The sequence below is a fragment of the Sporosarcina luteola genome (assembly GCF_007991495.1).
GTDB classification, from domain to species: domain Bacteria; phylum Bacillota; class Bacilli; order Bacillales_A; family Planococcaceae; genus Sporosarcina; species Sporosarcina luteola.
Genome location: NZ_BJYL01000060.1, coordinates 1 through 20,302, shown reverse-complemented (window position 1 = coordinate 20,302; position 20,302 = coordinate 1). Strand labels below are relative to the sequence as shown.

Sequence of the window (20,302 nt, the reverse complement as noted above, 5' to 3'; positions counted from 1 at the left end):
CGAGAACTCTCTGCTGTAGAACAAGAACTTGCTGCGCTATAACGCTATTTATGCAATTAAAAAACTGCCCCACCACATCGGTTTCCCGATGAATGGGGCAGTTTTTACGTTTATTTATTTCCACGGTTCGGGTCAAAAGGATAATCTTCGCCCGGATCCGTCGTATTGTAGCCATCTTTATTCGCGTCATTTGTTCTCGTTGGATCATTGTCCTCAAACGCGTCAGTCATATTCGAATCTGCCGGATCGGATAGTGGCAGTTCGTTCGAGGATCCTGTCTGTGGCTCATAATCTTTCTGAGTCGGATACCCCCCACCATTGCCGATCGGAGGAACATTGTCTTCCTTCGCCGTTTCATCAACGGCCTTCTTAGCTTTATTCGCAGATTGCTTAGCTTCCTGCTTCATCTCACTCTTCTTCTGTTCCCACTTCTCTTTCGACACATCTGCTTCTTGCAGACTTCCTTCCATTTTCGTCAAATAGCGGGAAGCGTGTTCACGCCCACCTAAACCGAATGCAAGTCCAAATGCGAGCGCGACACCCCCAAGGATGAGGATGAATGCAGCATTGATGATGGCTGGCGCGATGCCGAGCTGGCTCAATGCCATGAAGAATGCAAATGCCAGTATCGCATATTTCGCTACATATCGCAGCACATGCGGCATACCTGATTTTGTTGTGAGGATGCTGCCGACAAATTTTTCAGCAAGGTTCGCGAGCCAGAATCCTATTGCCAAAATGACGACTGCCGCCACAACCATCGGCAAGTATGCGAAAATGCCTGTCGCGAGCGTCACCATAAAGCGAAGGTGAAGCAGTTGTAACGCTTCAACTACGAATAGCAAGATGACGACAACTTGGACGATAGTTCCGATAATCTGGGAGAATGAAGGCGTTGATGCTCCTGAACGCACACCCATCTTCCCGAAAATCGAGTTGATGCCCAAATTATCGAGCAGAGAAACGACAACGCCTTTAATCCATTTCGCTAAATAAATGCCGACGAGTACAAGCACAACGGCTACCGCAATTTTCGGTAGCATCGTCATGATATCGTTCAACATGGCAATGGCTGGTTGCGAAATCCCTTCAAGGTCCAATACTTCAAGTGCAGAAATTGTTACCGGAAGCATGATCAGAACGAATACAATCGTGCCGATAACGCCTGAAATGCTTGTTTCTTTCCCTTGTCCGGAAGATAGTTTCAATTTATGCGAGAAGCGATCCACTCCGACAGACTCTAGCAGCTTCGTGACAATCGTGCGGATAATTTTCGCGACAACCCAACCTACCGCAAAAATGAGTGCTGCGCCAACTAGTTTCGGAATGAAGTGCATGAAGCTCGTAAGCATTCCTTCGAATGGACCGCTAATCCCGCTTAACCCGAGCGCATGCAAGACGGCTGGTACAAATAACAGCAAGACAACGTAAAACGCAATATTCGCAGCCGTCTCGACCCATTTCGACTTGTCGATTTCATCTGGGGATGCCCCCACCTTCGCGACGTATTTATTAAGCTTCATCTTTCCGCCGACTGCCAAAATCACTTTTTTGACGACTAATGCAAGCACCCATGCGAGCAGCAGAATGAGCGCTGCCTTCAAGATGCTCAGTACCGCACCGCCAAGGCCTGAATACATCGTCATGAACGGTGCCGCAATCATTGATGCATTCATGATGTTAAAGAAGAGAAGGAATGCTAATAGAAGAATTCCGAAGAAGAAGACTTTGCTGATGATCTTTTCTACATTCCATTTTCCTTCTTTGACATCTAACCTTTCATTAACCCTCGATTTCTTCAAACGTTTGTGCACCGCTCTTTCCACTGCTTTGGCAATGAAAAAGCCGATGAGCAACACGACTAATCCGAGAATTAATTCGGGTAGCCAGCTTAGCATATTCGTAAAATACATATCTCTAAACATTCCGCGTCCTCCATTCATTTAGATAGTCTATTTAGGACTATTCCTATAAACGTAGAGGTCTAAACCTATCAATCTATTACGGGTGGAAGATATCGTAGATTGAACATATAAAAAAAAACAGAAGAAAGGACAAGTTACTGCCCTTTCTTCTGCTCTTAATTAATCCTCTTCCAAATCCACACGATTTTTCTTGAATATCTTCGATAAGATTTCATACACGATCGGTACTACAATCAGCGTCAACAATGTCGAGCTGATCAAACCACCGATAACCGTGATACCGAGACCTTTTGAAATCAATCCGCCGCCTGCTCCATTTCCGATTGCCAATGGAATAAGGGCACCGATAGTCGCGATGGCTGTCATTAAGATTGGACGTAGACGTGTAGCGCCCGCTTCGAGGACTGCTTCACGCATTTTCAGTCCAGTACGCTCCATCCGGATGATCCGGTCGACGAGTACGATCGCGTTCGTGACGACAATACCAATCAACATCAACAGACCCATCATGACCGGAACGGAAATCGTTTCACCAGCAATAAGCAAGCCGACAAACGAACCGATGACTGCGAACGGTAGCGAGACTAGGATTGCGAATGGTGCAACACCTTCGCGGAATGTCACTACTAAGATGAAGTAGACAATCGCGATTGCAGCAATCATCGCTATACCGAGTTGTGTGAATGCTTCTTGCATGTCAGCTGCAACGCCCGCTGTATCCACTGAAACGCCTTTCGGCAAATCTAGTTTATCAATCGCTTTATCAACTTCAGAAGTTGCTTTCGAAACATCAGAGTCGACTAACTTACCAGAAACAGTGGCATAATATTCGCCTTTGCTTCGGGAAAGCGTATTGTACGTCGAGCCTTCCTCAACTTTCACTAAATCAGAAAGCTTCATTGTTGTCCCCATTGCTGTCGGGACTTCTGTCGCCAACAATTCATCAATCGATTTTGGTTGTTCCGCCGCCTCTTGTTTCACGACGACTTCCAACTCATTACGATCTTTGCCGATTGTTGTTACGACTTCCTGCGTCCTGGATGGACTAAGCATCATAATGATTTGTCCCGTTGTCAATCCATATTGCAGCAACTCATCTTGCGTCGCTTTCAATGTGTACTGAACGTATGCATCTTCTGCACTGGAAGAGACATCTTCAATGCCTTTCGTTTCACCCATGACGTTTTCAACCTGTTGGACCGCTTCTTTCAGGCTGCTTAAGTCTTCACTGTAGAACGTATAGCTGACTTCATTTGTAGACATTCCCATGGAACTGAAATCTTGGCTCTTCCATTCTCCAGATTGGCCGATATTGAATACATAGTCTTCAATTTCTTTACGGACATCTTGGAAATTTTCCGTGTCCGGATCAAAAATCAGATACATTAATGCACCATTCGACCCGCCGCCCATCATCGCTGCCATAGGGTCAGCACTATCCATGATGGATAATTGAACGATGTCTATATCTTTTCGTTTCAACATTTCTTTTTCGACGACCTCAACGTTTTCCAACGTTTCATCCTGAAGCTCGCCCGTTTCCGGTGTATACGTAATATACATCACTTTTTCTTCATCACTGCCCAAGAAACTGAAGCCGATCAATGGCATTAGTCCCAAACTACCAGCGAGTAGAACGATCGAAATGATCGATGTAATGACTTTATGGTTCAACGTCCAACCAAGTACACGTTTATACCAATTCGCCAATTTACCTGCCTCTTTATGACGGCTTTCGGTCTTCTCACCATAAAGTTTTTTCCTAAACAAGAAGTGTGATAATGCTGGTACGATTGTAATCGCAACGATTAATGAAGCACCAAGTGCAAATGTCATCGTCAATGCAAATGGTAAGAATAGCTCCCCTACCATACCGCCTACAAAGATAAGCGGGGCAAATACCGCAACAGTCACAAGTGTTGACGACATGATCGGTTTAAACATTTCAATTGTAGCTTCGCGGATTAGCGCACGACCTGAAAGCTTTTCAGTTTTCAAATGCAACCGCCGGTATATATTTTCCACGACGACAATTGAGTCATCAATTACCCGCCCAATTGCAACTGTAATCGCACCTAGCGTCATAATATTAAGCGTGATGTCCAGCCAATTCAGCAGCAAAAGTGCCATGAATACAGAAACTGGAATCGAAACGATCGAGATGATTGTTGATTTGAAATCACGTAAAAATAACAGGATAATCAAAACCGCAATCAAACCACCGAATAATGCCTTTTCGACCATTGTGGAAACTGACTTTTCAATCGGTTCACCTTGGTCAAGCGACACGTCTATAACTAAACCATCAATCGCTTTTTCTTCGTCTTTAATTAATTCCTTTACTTCATTAACAACATCGACCGTGTTTGCACGCTGGCCTTTGACAACCTGGATTGCAATCGCATTTTCACCATTTGTACGGGAAACCGATTGCACTTTACCGACTTTTTCAACCGTCGCGATATCGCCAAGTTTCACAAATGGCGATGGATTCGCCTCTGAAGGCGTGACAGGGATGAGCATGCCTTTTAATTCATCGATTGTCATGAACTTTCCATCTACAGCAACAGCTTGTTCGCCTTCCTCAAACTCATAAAGTCCTAGTGAGACTGCCAAGTTGCCTGCTTGGATCATTTGCTTAACGGAGTCTTCCGTCAAACCAAGACTAGCCATTTTTTCTTCATCATACGCAAGCTCTACTTCTTCGATATGCTGACCTGAAATCGTTGCAGAAGCAACACCGTCAAGTTTATCGATTTTCGGCAGCAATATATCTTCCACAGTGGAAGTTAATTCAACAATATCCTCTGTTGTACTGCTCACACTTAGCGCAACGACTGGCATCATATTCATGCTAAGCGCTGTAATTATCGGCTCTTGAGCGTCTTCCGGCAATGATATTCCGTCTAACGCAGACGCCAATTCCCGCTTCGCTTCATCCATATCAATGCCGTATTCATATTCCACTTGAAGACTGGCCATATTGGACATTGAATTGGAATAAACGGATTTCACATTGTCTAAGTTTTCTACCGCTCGTTCAATAGGTATCGAAACTTCATCCATCACTTGCTCTGGAGTTGCACCTGGGTAGACACCCATAACCATTAAGTACGGTATCGAAATATCCGGCAACGTCTCTGTTTTCATCTGCGTTGCGGAATAGACTCCTGACACTGTAATAATAATGGTAAGCAACCATACTGCTAATTTATTCTTTAAAACAAAATTGACTAAGCCTTTCACCCTTACACCTTCCCCTAAATTGACATTATTGACTCAATTATTTATACTAATGACTAGCCGGTCAATTGTCAAATGAAAGACTAGGAGCGATTCGGAAATATGACAAAAAAACAACTAATTATGGAGAAAGCTTTGGAACTCTTTGCTAAACAAGGATTTGAAGCAACATCTGTTCAACAAATAACAGACCATTGCGGCATTTCAAAAGGAGCTTTCTATTTATCATTCAAGTCAAAAGACGAATTGATTGTTGCGTTGATTGATCATTTTATGAGGCAGTTCAACGCAGATATTGACTTCGTGGTCAGCGAGGGAAAGAAAGAGGATTTATTATACAATTTCTATTACACAACATTTCATTCGTTTAGTAAACACTCCGATTTTGCTAAACTCCTTATGAAGGAGCCGACGCAATCTTTCAATGAAGAGCTTTTTTCAAAGCTTCATAATTACAATAAATCTCTCGAAAATGTGATTTTATCAATGATTGAACGATTATATGGCGAACAATCGAAAGACTTGAAATATGATTTATCATACTGCATTAAAGGCTTCATGAGCACCTATTCAGAACTTTTTTTAGTGTATAAATTGCCAATTGACTTGGATTTACTTGTCCGTTCACTTGTTGAAAAAACGAATCTTCTTGCGAAAAACATGACGATTTCTTTCATTCCCGACGAATTGATTCAAATGTTGGATCAGCCTTTGAATAAAGAGCCCTCTTTGGAACAAATTATTGAAACCGTGAGTAAGAATATCGAAGACATGGAGGATTCAATCGAAAAAGAGTCGTTGATGCTATTGAAGCAGGAGTTGTTGGAGCCCGCACTGCATCCGGCAATTATAAAGGGATTATTGGCAAACATCCAACACCACCCTCATTGCAAATGGCCCGCATATTTACTGCGGAAACATTTCGGAAAGTAAAATAGTTAAAAACGCTTTGGCAGCTATTCTTGCTGCCAAAGCGTTTTTCATTAGAAATGAAAGCGGAAATCCCATATAGGAAATCCGCTTTTACGTTAAATCTATCGGTTTGTCATTTCTCTTTTGGCTGTTCCATTTTTCACGAGTCATGCTATTGAATTCCCGGGCGTCTTCAGGCTGTCCCCTCAACAAAACATCATTATCCATTACTTGGAATTCATTGACAAGCGGCTTATTTTCATTATAAGCGGATGGATCTTCTATGCCCGTTCTGTCTTGTGCATTTTTTCGGAATTCATTCGTAAAGTTGGAGTCGGCAGGGTCCGCTAAAGGCAATTCATGTGTCGGTCCTACTCCTTTGCCGGGATGCAGGATTTTCGGTTCCAAGTCCTTTTTGTTCGGATATTTACCATCAACGATCGTCATATGGATTCCTCCTTCTTCTCTCATCAAACACACAAATCCCGCGTATAGCGAGAGGTGGTTTTCATCTATACCCGTTGACGTTTTGTCGCAAACCTATTTTTCGAAATAATTTGCACAAGGAACATCATCCTGTTTTTTTTCGTCCAAGCTACAAAGAAATCATCGAAGAAAATTGCGAGGTGATTGTTATGCAAAAATGGTTTGGAGCACTCTTTCCTATTTTCAGCGTTTTGCTTTTATTATGGATTGAGCAAAGTATCGGCGTGTCGTATGGAGTGAAAACGTTCGCGAAGGTTATACTATTTGTCGGCATTCCTTTGTTGCTTTTTCGAGCAACAAAGTTTCCGTTTCTTCGGTTGCGGAAGGCTGATCGAAAAAGTATGCAACTCGCCTTCCTATTAGGAATTGCAATCATAGTACTCATCATCGGAGCTTTCCTTTTACTACAACCGCGTATCGACATTGCTTCCTTGCGGGACGATTTACTGCAATCTGGAATAACACCTGCTGTATTTCCGTTCATCGCATTTTATATTTTGATCGGAAACTCGTTCATCGAGGAATTCTTCTTCCGGGGATTGTTGCCCAATTTATTCGGCCAGTCAAAAATACGGTTTATCCTGCCGCCGTTCTTTTTCGCTATTTACCATATCGCCATCTTCTTACCATGGTTCACGCTTCCGATTTTATTGCTCGCTATAGGCGGACTTTGGGCAGGCGGATTAATCTTTCAGCTTGCGAATGAAAAATGCCGTACCCTCCTGCCGTCTTGGATCATACATATGTTTGCGGATGTCGGCATATTACTTATTGGGGTGTATGTTATTTATTTTTATTGATATGAATTATTATGAAGATAAATAAAAACCCGCATGCTAACCGATAATTTCGGCAACGCATGCGGATTGTTCATTTTGTCGGCACGGTAACTGTCACTTTGAATAAATCCCCATCCAACTCGATTTTCATATTTCCGTGATGCATATCGACAATTGATTGTGCAATCGCCAATCCGAGGCCCGAGCCGTCGGTATGGCGCGATGTGTCCGCCCGTTTGAAACGCTCGAACAGTTCATCGACATTTTCACCGAGCTCGTATTTCGTAATATTTTTTACGACAAACTCTGCGGACTCCCCTACTTTTCGGAGCGTCAAGTAAACGCGGGTGCCCGGCAATGCATATTTGATCGCATTGACAATCAGGTTATCAAGAACGCGCCACCATCTTTGGCCGTCTACGTAGGCGACAAGCATATCTTCAGGAAGCGTCGACCGGAAGTCGAGACCAGAGTCGGCAATTTCTTCGGCATGTTCCGCAAGTGCTTGCTGGAGCAATTGCATCAAATCGACACGCTGTTTGTGCAGCTCAAGATTACCGCTCGCCATTTTCGAAACTTCGAATAAATCCTCGATGAGCGTTTTTAGGCGCTGTGATTTTTTATCGAGGATGTCGACATATTTCGAGCGTTCTTCCGGCGTGATTGTTTCATCCTTCAAAAGATCCGTGTACGTGATGATAGATGTCAATGGTGTTCTGAGATCATGACTTACATTTGTAATCAATTCCGTTTTCAACCGCTCACTTTTCGCCTGCTCGGTCATGGATGCTCGCACGCCCTCGCGGAGATTGTTCAAGTTTTTCGCATGGTCCGCCAGTGGTGAGCGGCCTTGGACTTTGATGTCCTCACTTAATTGTCCTGCCGCCATCTTTTCCGTCGCGACGATGATCCGATTCAAGTAAGCCGATCTTCTCATGAAGATGTAAAGTGCAGGCAGTCCTAGGAACATGACGCAAAACGCATACATGACGAAGAACATACCGGTCATGAACATGGCGACAAAGCCAATGCCCGCTAGGAAAAAGCCGATTAGCAGAATGAAAGTTTGAACGCCGATGCTTCTCTTTAGGAATACCTCCTGCAACGCGTTAACGAAACGAAGCATGTAACTATCTTTGAAATCAGCTTCTAATGCTCCATCCTTCTTATAACGTTCTATACTATTGACGAGCTGAAAGGCAATCAACGCCGTCATGAGCATACCGCCGAAGAAGAAGGCAATGACCCATTCACCCCATCTACCCAGACTTTGATACATGAAAAAGTTCATAACGCTTGAAGAGTATCTGTCGATAAAGCCGAAAAGCATCAATACAGTCAGCAGCATTAACATTGCTTTTACATCAATTTTCACATAAGCATACCGAGCAACAAGTGATGGTTCTGTCACCCATTCTTTTTTAAATTTCATGACTGTGAATAAAGCGATAAGTGCTAATAAGCCAAGGGTCCAAAAAGCGTACATCCCATATTTACCTCTGTTGAAATCCTTGTATTGTGCGTACATTGCACCGCCTTTTTCAAAGGCCGTTTTGGGAACGATGACGATGCCTTCAAAGGATTGTACTGGATTTGACAGAGCAGTCATTTCTTCATCAGACACATGAGCATCTTCATAGTAATTGACATATGGAGTTTGCCAGTCTGAATAACGTCCCGGCAATGAGCTCGCCTTTAAGTAATCACTATTTGCATTGAACTTCTTTTTATAAACAGCAGGCTTTGAAATGTCCCCATAAGAGAACGTCTCGCCAGTTTCTACGTTCTTTAGTTCATAAGCGACATGCAATGAGTAGGATTTATTTGCAATTTCATTCAAATATCCTTCCAAAACCTTCTCTTTTTCTTTACGGATTTTCGCCTCTACATGGTTGTCTTCCTCAAAGTTCTTTCGGATATCTTCTAGCTTCATATCCCGTTCTTCGATCAATGTATCCTTTAATAAGACATTACTAGCAGCACGTGCATCATCTATCCTTTGTGCGTATTGGTCATGGATATTGGCAAGCTGGTCTGCCAGTGTGCCATACCGAGTTCGATGCTCTTCAATTTCCCTATCCGATACTGTAATTTTCTTCTTCGCTTCTTCTAAGTCAATCGGATTTAAAACGGAAGGACCAATTACATCGTAAAACTCGTCTAACCGCCACTTCATGTCATCCGAATCGGAAAAGTCCTTGCCTATTATATTGGATCCTTGTCTATTTAATGAAAGTGCAGCCATCAAGACAATCGTAACAAGTGCAGCCCACGTTAAAAGAAGTAATTTATTTTTCATTAGGCAGCGCCTCCTCTAATAATTCTTGAAAAATAGGCGATTGCCCGTGTCGAGCGTTCCCAACCATTTTCCATTAGGTCTATGACTAGTGGAAAACAATATCCGATGCTGATAGCTGCGATGCAGATAGAGATAATCGACAGAATAATACTCCAGTCACTTCTCGATTTTGTAGCCAATTCCCCACACCACCTTCACATACCTCGGATTTTTTGGATCCGCCTCGATTTTCTCACGGATTTTTCGGATATGGACTGCGACAATATTTTCCGCATTATACGCTTCTTCATTCCACACACGCTCATAAATTTCATTTATCGAAAACACACGCCCCGCGTTTTTCATTAGCAATTCCGTAATTTTATATTCAATCGGCGTCAGTTTCACCGGTTTCCCATCAACCGATAATTCTTTCGCTTCTTCATCCAACACAAGTCCGTCTACTTCAACTTTTTTCTGACCATCATATGTGCCCAATTGTACATACCGACGGAGCTGTGATTTGACGCGAGCCATTAGTTCGAGCGGATGAAACGGCTTCGTCACATAATCGTCAGCTCCGACCGATAATCCATGGATCTTATCCGAATCCTCCGCCTTCGCGCTTAGCATAATGATCGGAATGTTTTGCACCTCACGGATTTTGAACGTCGCTGTAATTCCATCCATATGCGGCATCATAATATCGAGGATAAGCAAATGGATTTCATTCGCGGTGAGCAGGTCAAGTGCCTCTTTCCCATCAGCCGCCTTTAGCACACTATATCCTTCATTTCTTAAATAGATCTCAATCCCATCACGGATCTCTTTATCATCATCCGCCACGAGCACTGTGAATTTCGCCATCATCCGCACCTCACTTTCCTCTATGATACCAATTGTAGTGGTTAAATCTTAACAATTCATGAGGGGAATTATGAAGAAATTCTTAAGATGGGTGGCTTTACATGGAAAGCACTGTGAAAATCGCCTGGAGTATAGCGCATCGGTGGTAACGGCACAGAAATCAGTTATTCAACCACAATTAGAATAATCCATCCTAAAACGACCATGCTTTTCATATACATGGAGGTGAATCGACATGGCAAAAGACAAAGAAAAGAAAATCAAAAAAGGCAATACATTGGATCGAGAGGAATTCGGATATGGCTTTGATATTAGCCCTGATGACATGGGCGTGATCGGAAAAAATGACAACGTAAAAAACAAAAACAACAAGAAAAAAGCGAATGATGAACAACGCCCACCTACCAATTGGTAATCATTGTTGACTTTTTCGAATAAAGCAACTATACTCATCACAACTACATCTTACAAAGGCAATGAGAGGGAAAAGTAAAAAGAGGATGTCGCCTAGAGAGCTTCTGACGGTGGAAATGAAGCGGACAAATCTTTTGAACATGATCCTTGAGCCGCGCACTGAACGTCTTCGGATTAGTAGGATGCGACGAGTTGGCACTTGTTATCCTCGCCAAAGTATAACGCTTTTTCGGCGCGTACTTTTGGAGATGATCAGTGTGAGCTGGTTGTGCAGTAAGGTGGTACCACGGGTAGATGAACCCCGTCCTTATCGATTTTTATCGATAGGGGCGGGGTTTTTTATTTTTAAGGAGGAATGGAAATGGCTGTTTTTATTGGTGGAGCTTGGCCGTATGCGAATGGTTCGCTGCATCTTGGGCATATCGCAGCGTTGTTGCCGGGGGATATTTTGGCGAGGTATTATCGTTTGAAGGGTGAAAAAGTTCTTTACGTTTCGGGTAGCGACTGTAACGGGACGCCGATTTCGATTCGGGCGAATGCTGAAGGCGTTTCCGTGAAAGAGATTGCAGACCGTTTTCATACAGAATTTGTCGTTAGTTTTTTAAGATTGGGATTCTCATATGACCTTTACACACGAACGGACGGGTCGTTCCATCACGAGGTTGTCCGGGAAGTTTTTCTGAAGCTGTTGGATAACGGTTTTATTTACAAAAAGGACGTGGAACAAACTTATTGCGAGTTTGACGAGCGTTTTCTGCCCGATCGTTTTGTGGAAGGCATCTGTCCCAATTGCGGCAGCCAGGCGCGTGGCGATCAATGCGATAATTGCGGTTCTATTTTAGACCCGCTAGATTTGTTCAATCGCACTTGCAAGCTATGTGGTAATGAGCCGACCGTGCGGAAGACAGAGCATTTTTATTTCAAATTAAGCGCTTTTCAAGCTGAGCTTGATCAATATGTTGCAAGCGCGAAAGCTGCAGGAAGATGGCGCGAAAACGCGATTCACCAATCCGAGCGTTATTTACGGGAAGGCCTTCGTGACCGGGCCGCTTCCAGGGATTTGGCGAATGGGGTCGGCATTCCTGTACGAGGATATGAAGAGAAGAAAGTGTATGTGTGGATTGAGGCGGTGACGGGCTATTATTCTGCCAGCCAAGAGTGGGCTGCTTTGAACAGGACCAACTTTGCTGAGTTCTGGAATGAAGAAACGGTTGCCTACTATGTACACGGCAAGGATAATATTCCTTTTCACACGATCATCTGGCCAGCAATCCTGATGGGCATTAACAAGGAGAAGGCAATGCCGACCCACGTTATCTCAAACGAGTATTTGACGTTGGAAAAGCGGAAGTTATCGACAAGCCAAAACTGGGCGGTATGGGTGCCGGATATTTTAGATCGTTATCATCCCGATTCGGTGCGGTACTTTTTGACTGCGAATGCTCCGGAAAGCAGAGACGCGGACTTTTCATGGCGTGAGTTCATTTATAGCCATAATTCCGAATTACTTGGGGCTTATGGGAACTTTGTGAACCGGACGTTAAAGTTTATCGAGAAGTCGTACGGGGGAGTTGTGCCTTCCGCGGAAATCAACATGGAACTCAAAAGAGATGTTGCCGAACTTTACTCAATCATCGGCAAGAAAATCGAAAACGGCCATTTCAAAGAAGCCATCGAAACGATTTTCAACTTCATCCGCCAGGCGAATAAATACTTTGACGATGAAAAACCATGGATTCAAGTGAAGGAGGATGAAGCTGCATGTGAGCGAACAATGGCAACATGCACATACATCATCGCTAACCTTTCGCAGCTGCTCTCCCCTTTCCTGCCATTTTCAAGCGAGGATGTGCAAGCTATATTGAAATTGAAGAAGCCAGAATGGAAAGAAATAGAGATTGAAAGTTTGACACTGGCATCCGTGAAGCCGTTGTTCGACAGGATTGATACAGGACAGATTGAGACGGAAGTGGAACGACTGGTAAGGCAATCTTCAGTAAAGTAGAAGTTGAATATGCACAGCCACAACCCACTTTTGGATTATGGCTGTGCATAAAATATTATTTTCGCAAAATCTTCTCCATCGCTTTTCCTTTTGCCAACTCATCAATCAGCTTATCCAAATAGCGAATTTCCCGCATCGTCGTTTCTTCGATATCTTCCACTCGGACGCCGCAGACTACACCTTTGATCAATTCTCGTGAAAGATTCATGTGGGGGGCTTCCGCAAAGAAAGTTTCAAAGTCCGTCTTTTTTTCCATTGTTGCCTCGAGCTCTTCTTGGCTATAGCCTGTCAACCAACGGATAATTTCATCCACTTCCGCTTTCGTACGCCCTTTTCTCTCAGCTTTCGTCACATAATGTGGGTAAACACTTGCGAAACTCATTGAATAGATTTTATGTTTGGTCATGTTATTACCTCCTGCAATTGGCACAAATCTTTACACGAAATGCCCCATCAGTTACTACATTATTTTAGGCAAAACTGTTTTCAGTTCAAGTAAGTTGTTTATGACAAAATCAGCTTGAGCGAGTTCATCCGCTTGCGCAAAATCAAAATTGCATCCAATTGCGATTAAACCATTGCCTTTAGCTGCATTTATATCAGACAATCGATCCCCGATTACTGCCGCATTTTCTATAGTATACTTTTTCACTATCTCTTTAACTAAATCCGCTTTATTAAGCGTTTGGACTTGTTGAATACTAAATGTCTCGGTAACCCATTCATTCAAATTATAATAGCCCACAATTGCATGTAAGTATTCTGTTAAACCATTGCTTGCTATGTAGATCGAAATACTATTCGCTTTTAAATAACTGAAAATCTCCTTCACATGAGGATATAAATCCCCTTTTCCACTCCTTATATTTTCAACTAATCTTTCTAAAAAATAGGCATCAGTTTCTTCTCTGACTTCGTTGGAATGTGTGGGTAGCAAAGCCTCCCATACTTTTGGTAAAGGCGCACCCATAATTTCACGGTATTTATCAATAGGGGTGACAGTATGCCATTTATTTTGTGACCGTAGATGATCAAACGTATCATCAAGTGAGAGTTCTAAAATCGTATCTGTTTGAAAAAGAGTTCCATCCATATCAAAGATCAGTGATAAAGCCATTATTCTTATTTTCCCTCCCTGGAACGAATTAATTTTTCATTCGTTTAGCGGGCAGACCTACTTATTAATAGGTTGCATTTGCTATAGATCCCGCTATAATACATAATCCAAAGCGCAACAGGTGCCAGGAGTGCAGTCATTCCATATTCTGACGGAAGGCTAACCAATAAAAAAATCCCTATTATTAACGTTGGAAGCAACAGTATAAAAAATCTCTTTTTCTTCATTTTTTATCCCCTTTTCATTCAGTATATCAACTTATCCCCCAATTCCTACCTTGTATTACAAGCTTTTCAGCTTCTCGATCCGTTCTTCGTCAAGTGAAAAAGGGGTTGCACAAAAAACTGTAAAACCACCAATCATATACATGAAAATACTTAGTCCCAAGTTAGGGTGTGCAGGTGTGAAGCGCAGTACCGCCATAATGATAATTCCAATGATAATAATGACGGCAAGCAATTTCGGCCACTTGACGAGTTGATGCGACTTATGTGGATTTACAAATATGGATGCAATTGTTTCTTTCTTTAAATGCCCTAATAGGAATATACATACAGTTCCAATAAGGAAAGGCCAAAAAGCTACCGTTCCATACGTCGCTCTAACAAAAGGGATCATTCCAAAAAAAGAGAGTCCGATCAGCATCCAATACAACTGAAGGGAATTGTACCGCCGCGGAGCACACTTACTATAACGACTCCACAAAAGGAGAAGGCGGAACATGATAAAGGCTTCCACTGTCAGATTGATGAGCAGCCAAAAGAAGAACTGTCCTTCCGGTACGGCGCTTGCGCCTAATAGTAACAGAAGGTGCAGAAAAAAAGTAAAGAGAATCAGATTATCCGCCTTCACTGGCTTGTTGATGTATTGTTGAGCGGCCATTGGCTCCCCTCCCCTACGCACCTCACTATAAAATCGTCAACCAGTACGTGCGCCTATCTATTTAATACGTTTCATTATTCTATAAGTTTCAACTACAGGAAGGATATTTACAACCAAGTCTAAAAATTCATGATGCATTCTTTCCTACCATTTGAGACAATGATGACATGATGAAAAAATTAGACGTTCAACCGTCACACAGGAAGATGTAAATCAAATCATTTTGCAGAAGGCAAGGAGGGTTTCCGTTGAATAAAGCACTGCGCCAAATCTTTTGGGGATATCTCTTCCTTTTCATCGATATCTATATCATGATTGACCTATTAATGGACCCTATCGGTTATTACTTACTATTCACCGGATGTGCACGGATTGTCGATGCTTATCCGAACGCGAAAAAAGCAATGACGGTCGGGATGATTGGAATGTTCGTGTCGTTGCCTTCCATATTTGTAAACCTATCAGATTCAGCATTGCCTTTTGGATGGTCATTTTACGCGAGTATACTATCGATACTTAAATTGGTAATTGCATTTTATTTATTTTTCGTCTTAATGGACATGGCCAAGTCGTTTGGTAACGAAACGCTTTATAACCGAACACAGAATACGTTTAAATACTTTGTAACCATCCATTTTGCAACATTGGCGCTTATGTCCTTTTCCATGAATGTTACAGGGGACGGCTGGGTGGCTCTCTCAGTAATCTTTGCAATTGCAGGAGTTCTGATGGATATTCTGTTTTTATTTTTATTAAGGGCATTTCTGCGAGCGTCTCCTGATGTTCGCAAAGTTAATTATTCTGTATAACATGATAGTCAGCATACATTAAAAGGAATGGAGGTTAGTCTATTGTTCAAAAACGAAGCAAACCAAGTACGCGCGGGATGGCTGATCTTTCTGGCTTTCGTTGCGATGTTCATTATTCAGCAACTTTTCGCTCTCCCGGGGGGAATCCTGCTGGCAATCGTCGACTTTCCGTTTCAGGACGGAAATTACGATATGGATATTAACGCTGCATTTGCCAGGCATCCATGGATTTTCTTATTGACTCAGGGCGGAGGGACAGTCGGCGGCATGCTGGCGACTGTGCTGTTATGGAAATTTGTTAATAAAGGGACCTTGCGAGAATTAGGATTCCGTGGGTCGCTGAGAGATTTATGGTTCGGACTCTTTCTTGGGGCGGTTTCGATAACCGTCATTTTCTTGATTTTATTAGCATCCGGAAGCATTGACATGCTGAATTCATTCAGGAGCCCTGAATTCACAGTATACACCTTGTCTTATCTATTCTTATTCATCCTCGTCGGCTTTTTTGAAGAGATGTTTTTCAGAGGATATGTCATGTCGACGATGGAAAGACGCGGCAATAGGAAATGGCTCATCTATGTAGTTTCCGCCCTCGTGTTCAGTTTGGCGCATGGCATGAACCCGAACGTCAGCATATTAGGCTTGGTCAATATTGCACTCGTTGGGTTTTTATTCGCCTATATGTTTGACGCGACGAAGAGCTTATGGCTGCCGATTGGCTATCATATTACGTGGAATTACTTTCAAGGAAATGTTTTTGGATTTGCGGTGAGCGGAACGGAGCCATTCGGGATTTATAATGTGTCCGTAGAAAACGGCAATGATCTATTGACGGGCGGGGCATTCGGGCTTGAAGGCGGACTCTTAGCGACGTTGCTTATTGTTCTAGGATTCTTTGCGACGAGAGTGTATGTAAAGATGAGGATAAAATAGATGTGTTTCAGAAGGAATTTATGCACTTTTAAGGCTGCCTAACCGAAGGCAGCCTTTTCTTTTCTTCCGCTGAGCGTTAATACAAGGATACCGCCTAATAGAAGTGTGATGCCGGACCATGAAATCAGATCCAGTCTTTCTCCGACAACGAGCACGCTTAACACTGCGGCTGTCAGTGGTTCGGCCAGGGATAGCGTAACTGCAGATGACGATGGAATAAGCCGTAAGCCGGTTGAAAATAGGATATATGCCACGCTTGTCGCCGCAATTCCTAAATAAACCATCGTAGAAATACCGGAAACCGTGAGCAATCCCTCTGTTTCGAAGATGAATAAAAACGGCATGAGCATGACTGCGCTCAATGAAAAGATGACCGCCACCGAAGAAATCGCATCCGCTTTTTCCAACACTTCTTTATTAAACAGAGTGTAGAAAGCGAACAGTAGTCCTGCACAAAGGGATAAAGTGATGCCTACCGGATTGACGACCAATCCTTCTTTATTTGAAAACAATAAAACGCATCCGACAATGGCTAGCGATGTTGCAGTTAGCCAAATTTTTGTTGGACGCCGTTTCAGTATCAACCACTCAATCAACCCTGAAAACATCGGGGCACTTCCAATTGCGACTACCGTTCCGATTGCAATTCCGGTCAAACGAATTGATGTGAAAAAGCAATATTGAAAGATTGCCATGGCCAACGCGGAAAGAATTGTTGCTTTCCACGGCCAATTCCGAAAGTCGATTTTCCGAAGAATAAGCATAATGATAAGCAACGTGAACCCGCCGACCGCGAGCCGCGAAGCCCCGACCGCCAGCGGATGGACAGTTTGCGGCATGAACGTTTGTGCGGTACCTGTCGTTCCCCAAAGCATGGCCCCCAAAAGGACAACCATAAATGCAAGACGTTGTGACAAAGAAATCCCCTCCCCCAATATATTGAATATAGCACGATTCTGCTGGGGGGTATATGAATTCTTGAAATTATTCAGCTGGTTGATTCAACTCTGGTTTTCAATTTTTCCAACAGGCCTTCCCAGCCTTCGGACATGCGGGGACGTACAACTTCATGCGTTTCCCCGAACTCCGTCTTTTTTCCGTCCATCCAGCCAGCATGGATGAAAATCAGCTCGGTTTTTCCGTCGACCTCCTTTAATTCAAAATGAATTTGCCAATCCTTCCCCCAGTCGAAGGAAAGCCGGTTCGGGGATTGCACTTCAGTTACTTTGCACAGCGATTCTCCCCATGGACCCGCTTGCAAGGTAAATTCCTTTCCTTCCAGCGGCTCCATATTATTCGGCATGAACCAGGCGCCAATCCCTTCCGCTGTTGAAATGTACGGCCAGACTGTTTCAATGGGTGTATTAATTACGATATTTTTTCTGATTTCTGTTGTAGACATTTGTTTCTCTCCTTAAAACAATTTCGTTAAGAACTTCCAAATATAGAGCTATGTTGCTACTGTAGATTATGAGCATTTCCTTGTCAAAAGATGCAGAATTATATTTATCGAATTGGCTGTAACATTTCAAACACTTAAACGTGTTAATAGAGAGATCAGTAAAAAGGGGGGCCACATGCAAAACAACGAAAGCATTTGGAAGGTCAGGACCTGTTAAAGAGTTATTAAAACTTCAAGATGTTTCATTCATCCAAGGCGAGCAGTTAGGTGAAGTGGAATTGTGGAATTGGAAACCGGATAACAAATAAAGGGGCGTATTCACACTATGAGTTCATTTACATTATTAGTTTCAGATAGTCCATTAACAGAAATAGACCATAGCGGCATTGCTGAGATCGCAGTAAGAGAATTGAAACAGTTATATCCGATTAATGAAAATACACCAGAGGAACCTTGGCATACGATGGATGATGCGGCCCGCATCTTGCATGCACCTGATGAGTCTGCATTTGGTCAACTTGCTATATCGGTTTGTACAAATCCACCTTATGACTTGGATCTTTACTCTGAAAAGGAATATAGGTATCGGGTCTCTGGAAATTGGGAAGGCAAATTTTTAACTGACTTTGCTGATTATATAAAGGCATATATAAATACGAGTGCAAACGTACAGTTGCTGATTTTTTGGGCAGGTAATGGTGTACAAGAACTGGTAGAACAATCAATCCATATAGACGAGATTGGACCGAATCATCTTGAATTGTGTAGACGTGAAAACAATCTTCGTTTACAGTTTGTGTAAGTTCATCAAAAAGGCGCTTTTCTTTTCCGAAAAGCGTCTTTCAGCGTAACTATTCGTTAAGGAATTAATTTAAGCCTTTCAAGCTTCTCCCTAATCTCCGGATGAATCTGATTCTCCTCTTCAATGATCAAATCATTAGTTTCAACATCTTTGAACGCATCGTATATTGACTTCAATTGATTCATTTGTTCTGCGGTCGGCGGTTTACTACTTATTTGGTTTAACAATTCAATCACGCCATCTACAGAAACATTCAGCTCTTTATTCAGCTCCGCGACCATCTCTAGCAATCCTTGGGCTTTATAAATATCAACTTGGATGGGCTCAATGATCAGTCTTCTTTCTTGGGAATCCTGAAGAGTCTGCTCACTGGCTTCTAAAACTGGTAATGTTTTAGTAGTAAGAGCCGCGTTCATTAATTTATATGCATCTTTGAAAAAGGCATAGGAAGCCGGCTGATTATATTGATCATTTGCATTTTCTTTCTTATAAATGGTTTCTTTCTGATATCCGTCTTCATTTTTATCATAAGTGAATTTCTGTACAATTTTATCAGAGTGCTGCGCCTTAATCATCACGATTCCCGGTTTCTTATCAAATCTTGACGTAGTGAAGTCAATTGATCCCATTTGAACATAATCGTCGAAAAGCGGATAGGTTTTTTCGCCGTCTTTCAATACTAACAACCAGCTCTGACCATCATCCCAAGCAAACAGGCCATTTTCCATTTTCCCTGCATTCACATACAACTCGATCACTTCTTCTTCGCCATCTCCGTCAGTGTCAAAGGTGACACTTTTATAAAGCGTCTGTGGATACTTGTCTATATCTTTTGCTTGCATCATTGAATAATCATCATTGTCCACTTGTTGATTCATTGCAAGCTCAAGCTTCTTCCTTTCCTCTTTTAAAGTAGTTAAAAGTTCATCTTTCTCTGCTGAAATTTCTTCAATCTGCTTTTTCAAATCGTTAATTTCCTTAGTCTGCTCATTGTTGGACTGAATAGAAGTTGACTGATCCACACAACCGCCAAGTATGCTTACTACGCAGACTGTTCCTAGTAAGAGCCTTCGCATTTCCCATCCCCCTTCAAATTCATTTTCCATCTTCAAATTGATACGTTCTTAACATTTGATTAGTTTCACTATCTTGATGATGAGCATCGGAGGTTCAGCTTATAATTGTCAAATGCATTAAGCACGACGGGAATGAAAACTACAATCCTATTCCCGCGGTGCTTGCTAACTTTCTGACGAATAACGTATCGCGTCAAATGCCTTTGACCATTAATGGTTTTCTTTTGCTTGCACTTTTCCAATGGAGGAACGGAGGAATGGACCTTGAGCGAGAATAAATGGGCCCTTGTGCAAAAGAATGGACCTTGCACGAGGATGAATGGGCCCTTGTGCAAAAGAATGGACCTTGCACGAGGATGAATGGGTCCTTGT

19 protein-coding genes are annotated in these 20,302 nt (G+C 42.6%); 7 read left to right on the top strand and 12 right to left on the bottom strand.

Annotation, left to right across the window (positions count from 1 at the left end; all coding sequences use genetic code 11):
* Positions 1 to 110: 110 nt before the first annotated feature.
* Together SLU01_RS17165 and SLU01_RS17160 are read right to left on the bottom strand one after the other, a co-directional pair.
* Entirely contained in the window at positions 111 to 1,925 is a 1,815-nt protein-coding gene (locus tag SLU01_RS17165; RefSeq protein ID WP_147060629.1) for a mechanosensitive ion channel, read from the bottom strand.
* A 159-nt stretch (positions 1,926 to 2,084) separates the two neighbouring features.
* Positions 2,085 to 5,171 (bottom strand): efflux RND transporter permease subunit, encoded by a 3,087-nt coding sequence (locus SLU01_RS17160; RefSeq protein WP_147060627.1) that lies wholly within the window; start codon positions 5,169 to 5,171, stop codon positions 2,085 to 2,087.
* Between the two features lie 99 nt (positions 5,172 to 5,270).
* Here SLU01_RS17160 and SLU01_RS17155 point away from each other — a divergent pair, with 99 nt between their 5' ends.
* Entirely contained in the window at positions 5,271 to 6,101 is an 831-nt protein-coding gene (locus SLU01_RS17155; RefSeq protein ID WP_147060625.1) for a TetR/AcrR family transcriptional regulator, read from the top strand.
* Positions 6,102 to 6,191: 90 nt separating this feature from the next.
* Here the strand turns inward: SLU01_RS17155 and SLU01_RS17150 are convergent, their stop codons facing one another.
* Positions 6,192 to 6,527, bottom strand: coding sequence for a hypothetical protein (locus tag SLU01_RS17150; protein ID WP_147060623.1), 336 nt, complete (start codon positions 6,525 to 6,527; stop codon positions 6,192 to 6,194).
* A 188-nt stretch (positions 6,528 to 6,715) separates the two neighbouring features.
* Between SLU01_RS17150 and SLU01_RS17145 the strand changes: the two genes are divergently transcribed.
* Positions 6,716 to 7,366, top strand: coding sequence for a CPBP family intramembrane glutamic endopeptidase (locus SLU01_RS17145; RefSeq protein ID WP_147060621.1), 651 nt, complete (start codon positions 6,716 to 6,718; stop codon positions 7,364 to 7,366).
* 70 nt (positions 7,367 to 7,436) lie between these two features.
* On the opposite strand, the gene SLU01_RS17140 is transcribed toward SLU01_RS17145, so the two are convergent.
* Genes SLU01_RS17140 through SLU01_RS17130 form a run of 3 tightly spaced genes read right to left on the bottom strand, consistent with a single transcriptional unit; the run spans position 7,437 to position 10,490 of the window.
* A complete protein-coding gene (locus SLU01_RS17140; RefSeq protein ID WP_147060619.1) occupies positions 7,437 to 9,644 on the bottom strand; it encodes a sensor histidine kinase in 2,208 nt (735 codons plus the stop codon).
* The gene (locus tag SLU01_RS17135) at positions 9,644 to 9,823 is read right to left on the bottom strand and encodes a hypothetical protein (protein ID WP_147060617.1); all 180 of its coding nucleotides are present in this window, start codon (positions 9,821 to 9,823) and stop codon (positions 9,644 to 9,646) included. The genes SLU01_RS17140 and SLU01_RS17135 overlap by 1 nt, the downstream gene beginning before the upstream one ends.
* Positions 9,801 to 10,490 carry a response regulator transcription factor gene (locus tag SLU01_RS17130; RefSeq protein WP_147060615.1) on the bottom strand — a complete coding sequence of 230 codons (690 nt, stop codon included), beginning with the start codon at positions 10,488 to 10,490 and terminating at the stop codon, positions 9,801 to 9,803. Before SLU01_RS17130 ends, SLU01_RS17135 begins: the two co-directional genes overlap by 23 nt.
* Positions 10,491 to 10,725: 235 nt before the next feature.
* Here SLU01_RS17130 and SLU01_RS17125 point away from each other — a divergent pair, with 235 nt between their 5' ends.
* Together SLU01_RS17125 and metG are read left to right on the top strand one after the other, a co-directional pair.
* On the top strand, positions 10,726 to 10,905 hold the full coding sequence (locus tag SLU01_RS17125; RefSeq protein ID WP_147060613.1) for a hypothetical protein: 180 nt from the start codon (positions 10,726 to 10,728) through the stop codon (positions 10,903 to 10,905).
* Positions 10,906 to 11,265: 360 nt separating this feature from the next.
* Complete coding sequence (gene metG, locus SLU01_RS17120) at positions 11,266 to 12,909, top strand: methionine--tRNA ligase (protein WP_147060611.1); 1,644 nt, start codon at positions 11,266 to 11,268, stop codon at positions 12,907 to 12,909.
* A gap of 55 nt (positions 12,910 to 12,964) precedes the next feature.
* Here metG and SLU01_RS17115 read toward each other — a convergent pair whose 3' ends face one another.
* The 3 genes from SLU01_RS17115 to SLU01_RS17105 all read right to left on the bottom strand — a co-directional run bounded on the left by SLU01_RS17115 (position 12,965) and on the right by SLU01_RS17105 (position 14,908).
* Positions 12,965 to 13,315, bottom strand: a complete 351-nt coding sequence (locus tag SLU01_RS17115; RefSeq protein WP_147060609.1) for a DUF2200 domain-containing protein — start codon at positions 13,313 to 13,315, stop codon at positions 12,965 to 12,967.
* A gap of 54 nt (positions 13,316 to 13,369) precedes the next feature.
* Positions 13,370 to 14,026 (bottom strand): HAD hydrolase-like protein, encoded by a 657-nt coding sequence (locus tag SLU01_RS17110; protein WP_147060608.1) that lies wholly within the window; start codon positions 14,024 to 14,026, stop codon positions 13,370 to 13,372.
* 282 nt (positions 14,027 to 14,308) lie between these two features.
* Entirely contained in the window at positions 14,309 to 14,908 is a 600-nt protein-coding gene (locus SLU01_RS17105; RefSeq protein WP_147060607.1) for a hypothetical protein, read from the bottom strand.
* 248 nt (positions 14,909 to 15,156) lie between these two features.
* Between SLU01_RS17105 and SLU01_RS17100 the strand changes: the two genes are divergently transcribed.
* The gene (locus tag SLU01_RS17100; RefSeq protein ID WP_147060606.1) at positions 15,157 to 15,717 is read left to right on the top strand and encodes a hypothetical protein; all 561 of its coding nucleotides are present in this window, start codon (positions 15,157 to 15,159) and stop codon (positions 15,715 to 15,717) included.
* Positions 15,718 to 15,759: 42 nt separating this feature from the next.
* Positions 15,760 to 16,650, top strand: coding sequence for a CPBP family intramembrane glutamic endopeptidase (locus SLU01_RS17095; RefSeq protein ID WP_147060605.1), 891 nt, complete (start codon positions 15,760 to 15,762; stop codon positions 16,648 to 16,650).
* Between the two features lie 38 nt (positions 16,651 to 16,688).
* Here SLU01_RS17095 and SLU01_RS17090 read toward each other — a convergent pair whose 3' ends face one another.
* Both SLU01_RS17090 and SLU01_RS17085 read right to left on the bottom strand, forming a co-directional pair.
* Entirely contained in the window at positions 16,689 to 17,567 is an 879-nt protein-coding gene (locus tag SLU01_RS17090) for a DMT family transporter (protein WP_246111033.1), read from the bottom strand.
* A gap of 71 nt (positions 17,568 to 17,638) precedes the next feature.
* Positions 17,639 to 18,052, bottom strand: a complete 414-nt coding sequence (locus SLU01_RS17085) for an SRPBCC family protein (RefSeq protein WP_147060604.1) — start codon at positions 18,050 to 18,052, stop codon at positions 17,639 to 17,641.
* A 325-nt stretch (positions 18,053 to 18,377) separates the two neighbouring features.
* Between SLU01_RS17085 and SLU01_RS17080 the strand changes: the two genes are divergently transcribed.
* Positions 18,378 to 18,854, top strand: a complete 477-nt coding sequence (locus tag SLU01_RS17080) for a hypothetical protein (protein WP_147060603.1) — start codon at positions 18,378 to 18,380, stop codon at positions 18,852 to 18,854.
* Positions 18,855 to 18,910: 56 nt separating this feature from the next.
* Here SLU01_RS17080 and SLU01_RS17075 read toward each other — a convergent pair whose 3' ends face one another.
* Entirely contained in the window at positions 18,911 to 19,960 is a 1,050-nt protein-coding gene (locus SLU01_RS17075) for a hypothetical protein (RefSeq protein ID WP_147060602.1), read from the bottom strand.
* Positions 19,961 to 20,302: the final 342 nt, after the last annotated feature.

Coding starts and splice junctions, on each gene's coding strand:
- SLU01_RS17165 (WP_147060629.1), bottom strand. CDS start 1,925: ATGTTTAGAGATATGTATTTTACGAATATGCTAAGCTGGCTACCCGAA.
- SLU01_RS17155 (WP_147060625.1), top strand. CDS start 5,271: ATGACAAAAAAACAACTAATTATGGAGAAAGCTTTGGAACTCTTTGCT.
- SLU01_RS17150 (WP_147060623.1), bottom strand. CDS start 6,527: ATGACGATCGTTGATGGTAAATATCCGAACAAAAAGGACTTGGAACCG.
- SLU01_RS17145 (WP_147060621.1), top strand. CDS start 6,716: ATGCAAAAATGGTTTGGAGCACTCTTTCCTATTTTCAGCGTTTTGCTT.
- SLU01_RS17140 (WP_147060619.1), bottom strand. CDS start 9,644: ATGAAAAATAAATTACTTCTTTTAACGTGGGCTGCACTTGTTACGATT.
- SLU01_RS17130 (WP_147060615.1), bottom strand. CDS start 10,490: ATGGCGAAATTCACAGTGCTCGTGGCGGATGATGATAAAGAGATCCGT.
- SLU01_RS17125 (WP_147060613.1), top strand. CDS start 10,726: ATGGCAAAAGACAAAGAAAAGAAAATCAAAAAAGGCAATACATTGGAT.
- metG (WP_147060611.1), top strand. CDS start 11,266: ATGGCTGTTTTTATTGGTGGAGCTTGGCCGTATGCGAATGGTTCGCTG.
- SLU01_RS17115 (WP_147060609.1), bottom strand. CDS start 13,315: ATGACCAAACATAAAATCTATTCAATGAGTTTCGCAAGTGTTTACCCA.
- SLU01_RS17110 (WP_147060608.1), bottom strand. CDS start 14,026: ATGGCTTTATCACTGATCTTTGATATGGATGGAACTCTTTTTCAAACA.
- SLU01_RS17105 (WP_147060607.1), bottom strand. CDS start 14,908: ATGGCCGCTCAACAATACATCAACAAGCCAGTGAAGGCGGATAATCTG.
- SLU01_RS17085 (WP_147060604.1), bottom strand. CDS start 18,052: ATGTCTACAACAGAAATCAGAAAAAATATCGTAATTAATACACCCATT.
- SLU01_RS17080 (WP_147060603.1), top strand. CDS start 18,378: ATGAGTTCATTTACATTATTAGTTTCAGATAGTCCATTAACAGAAATA.
- SLU01_RS17075 (WP_147060602.1), bottom strand. CDS start 19,960: ATGGAAAATGAATTTGAAGGGGGATGGGAAATGCGAAGGCTCTTACTA.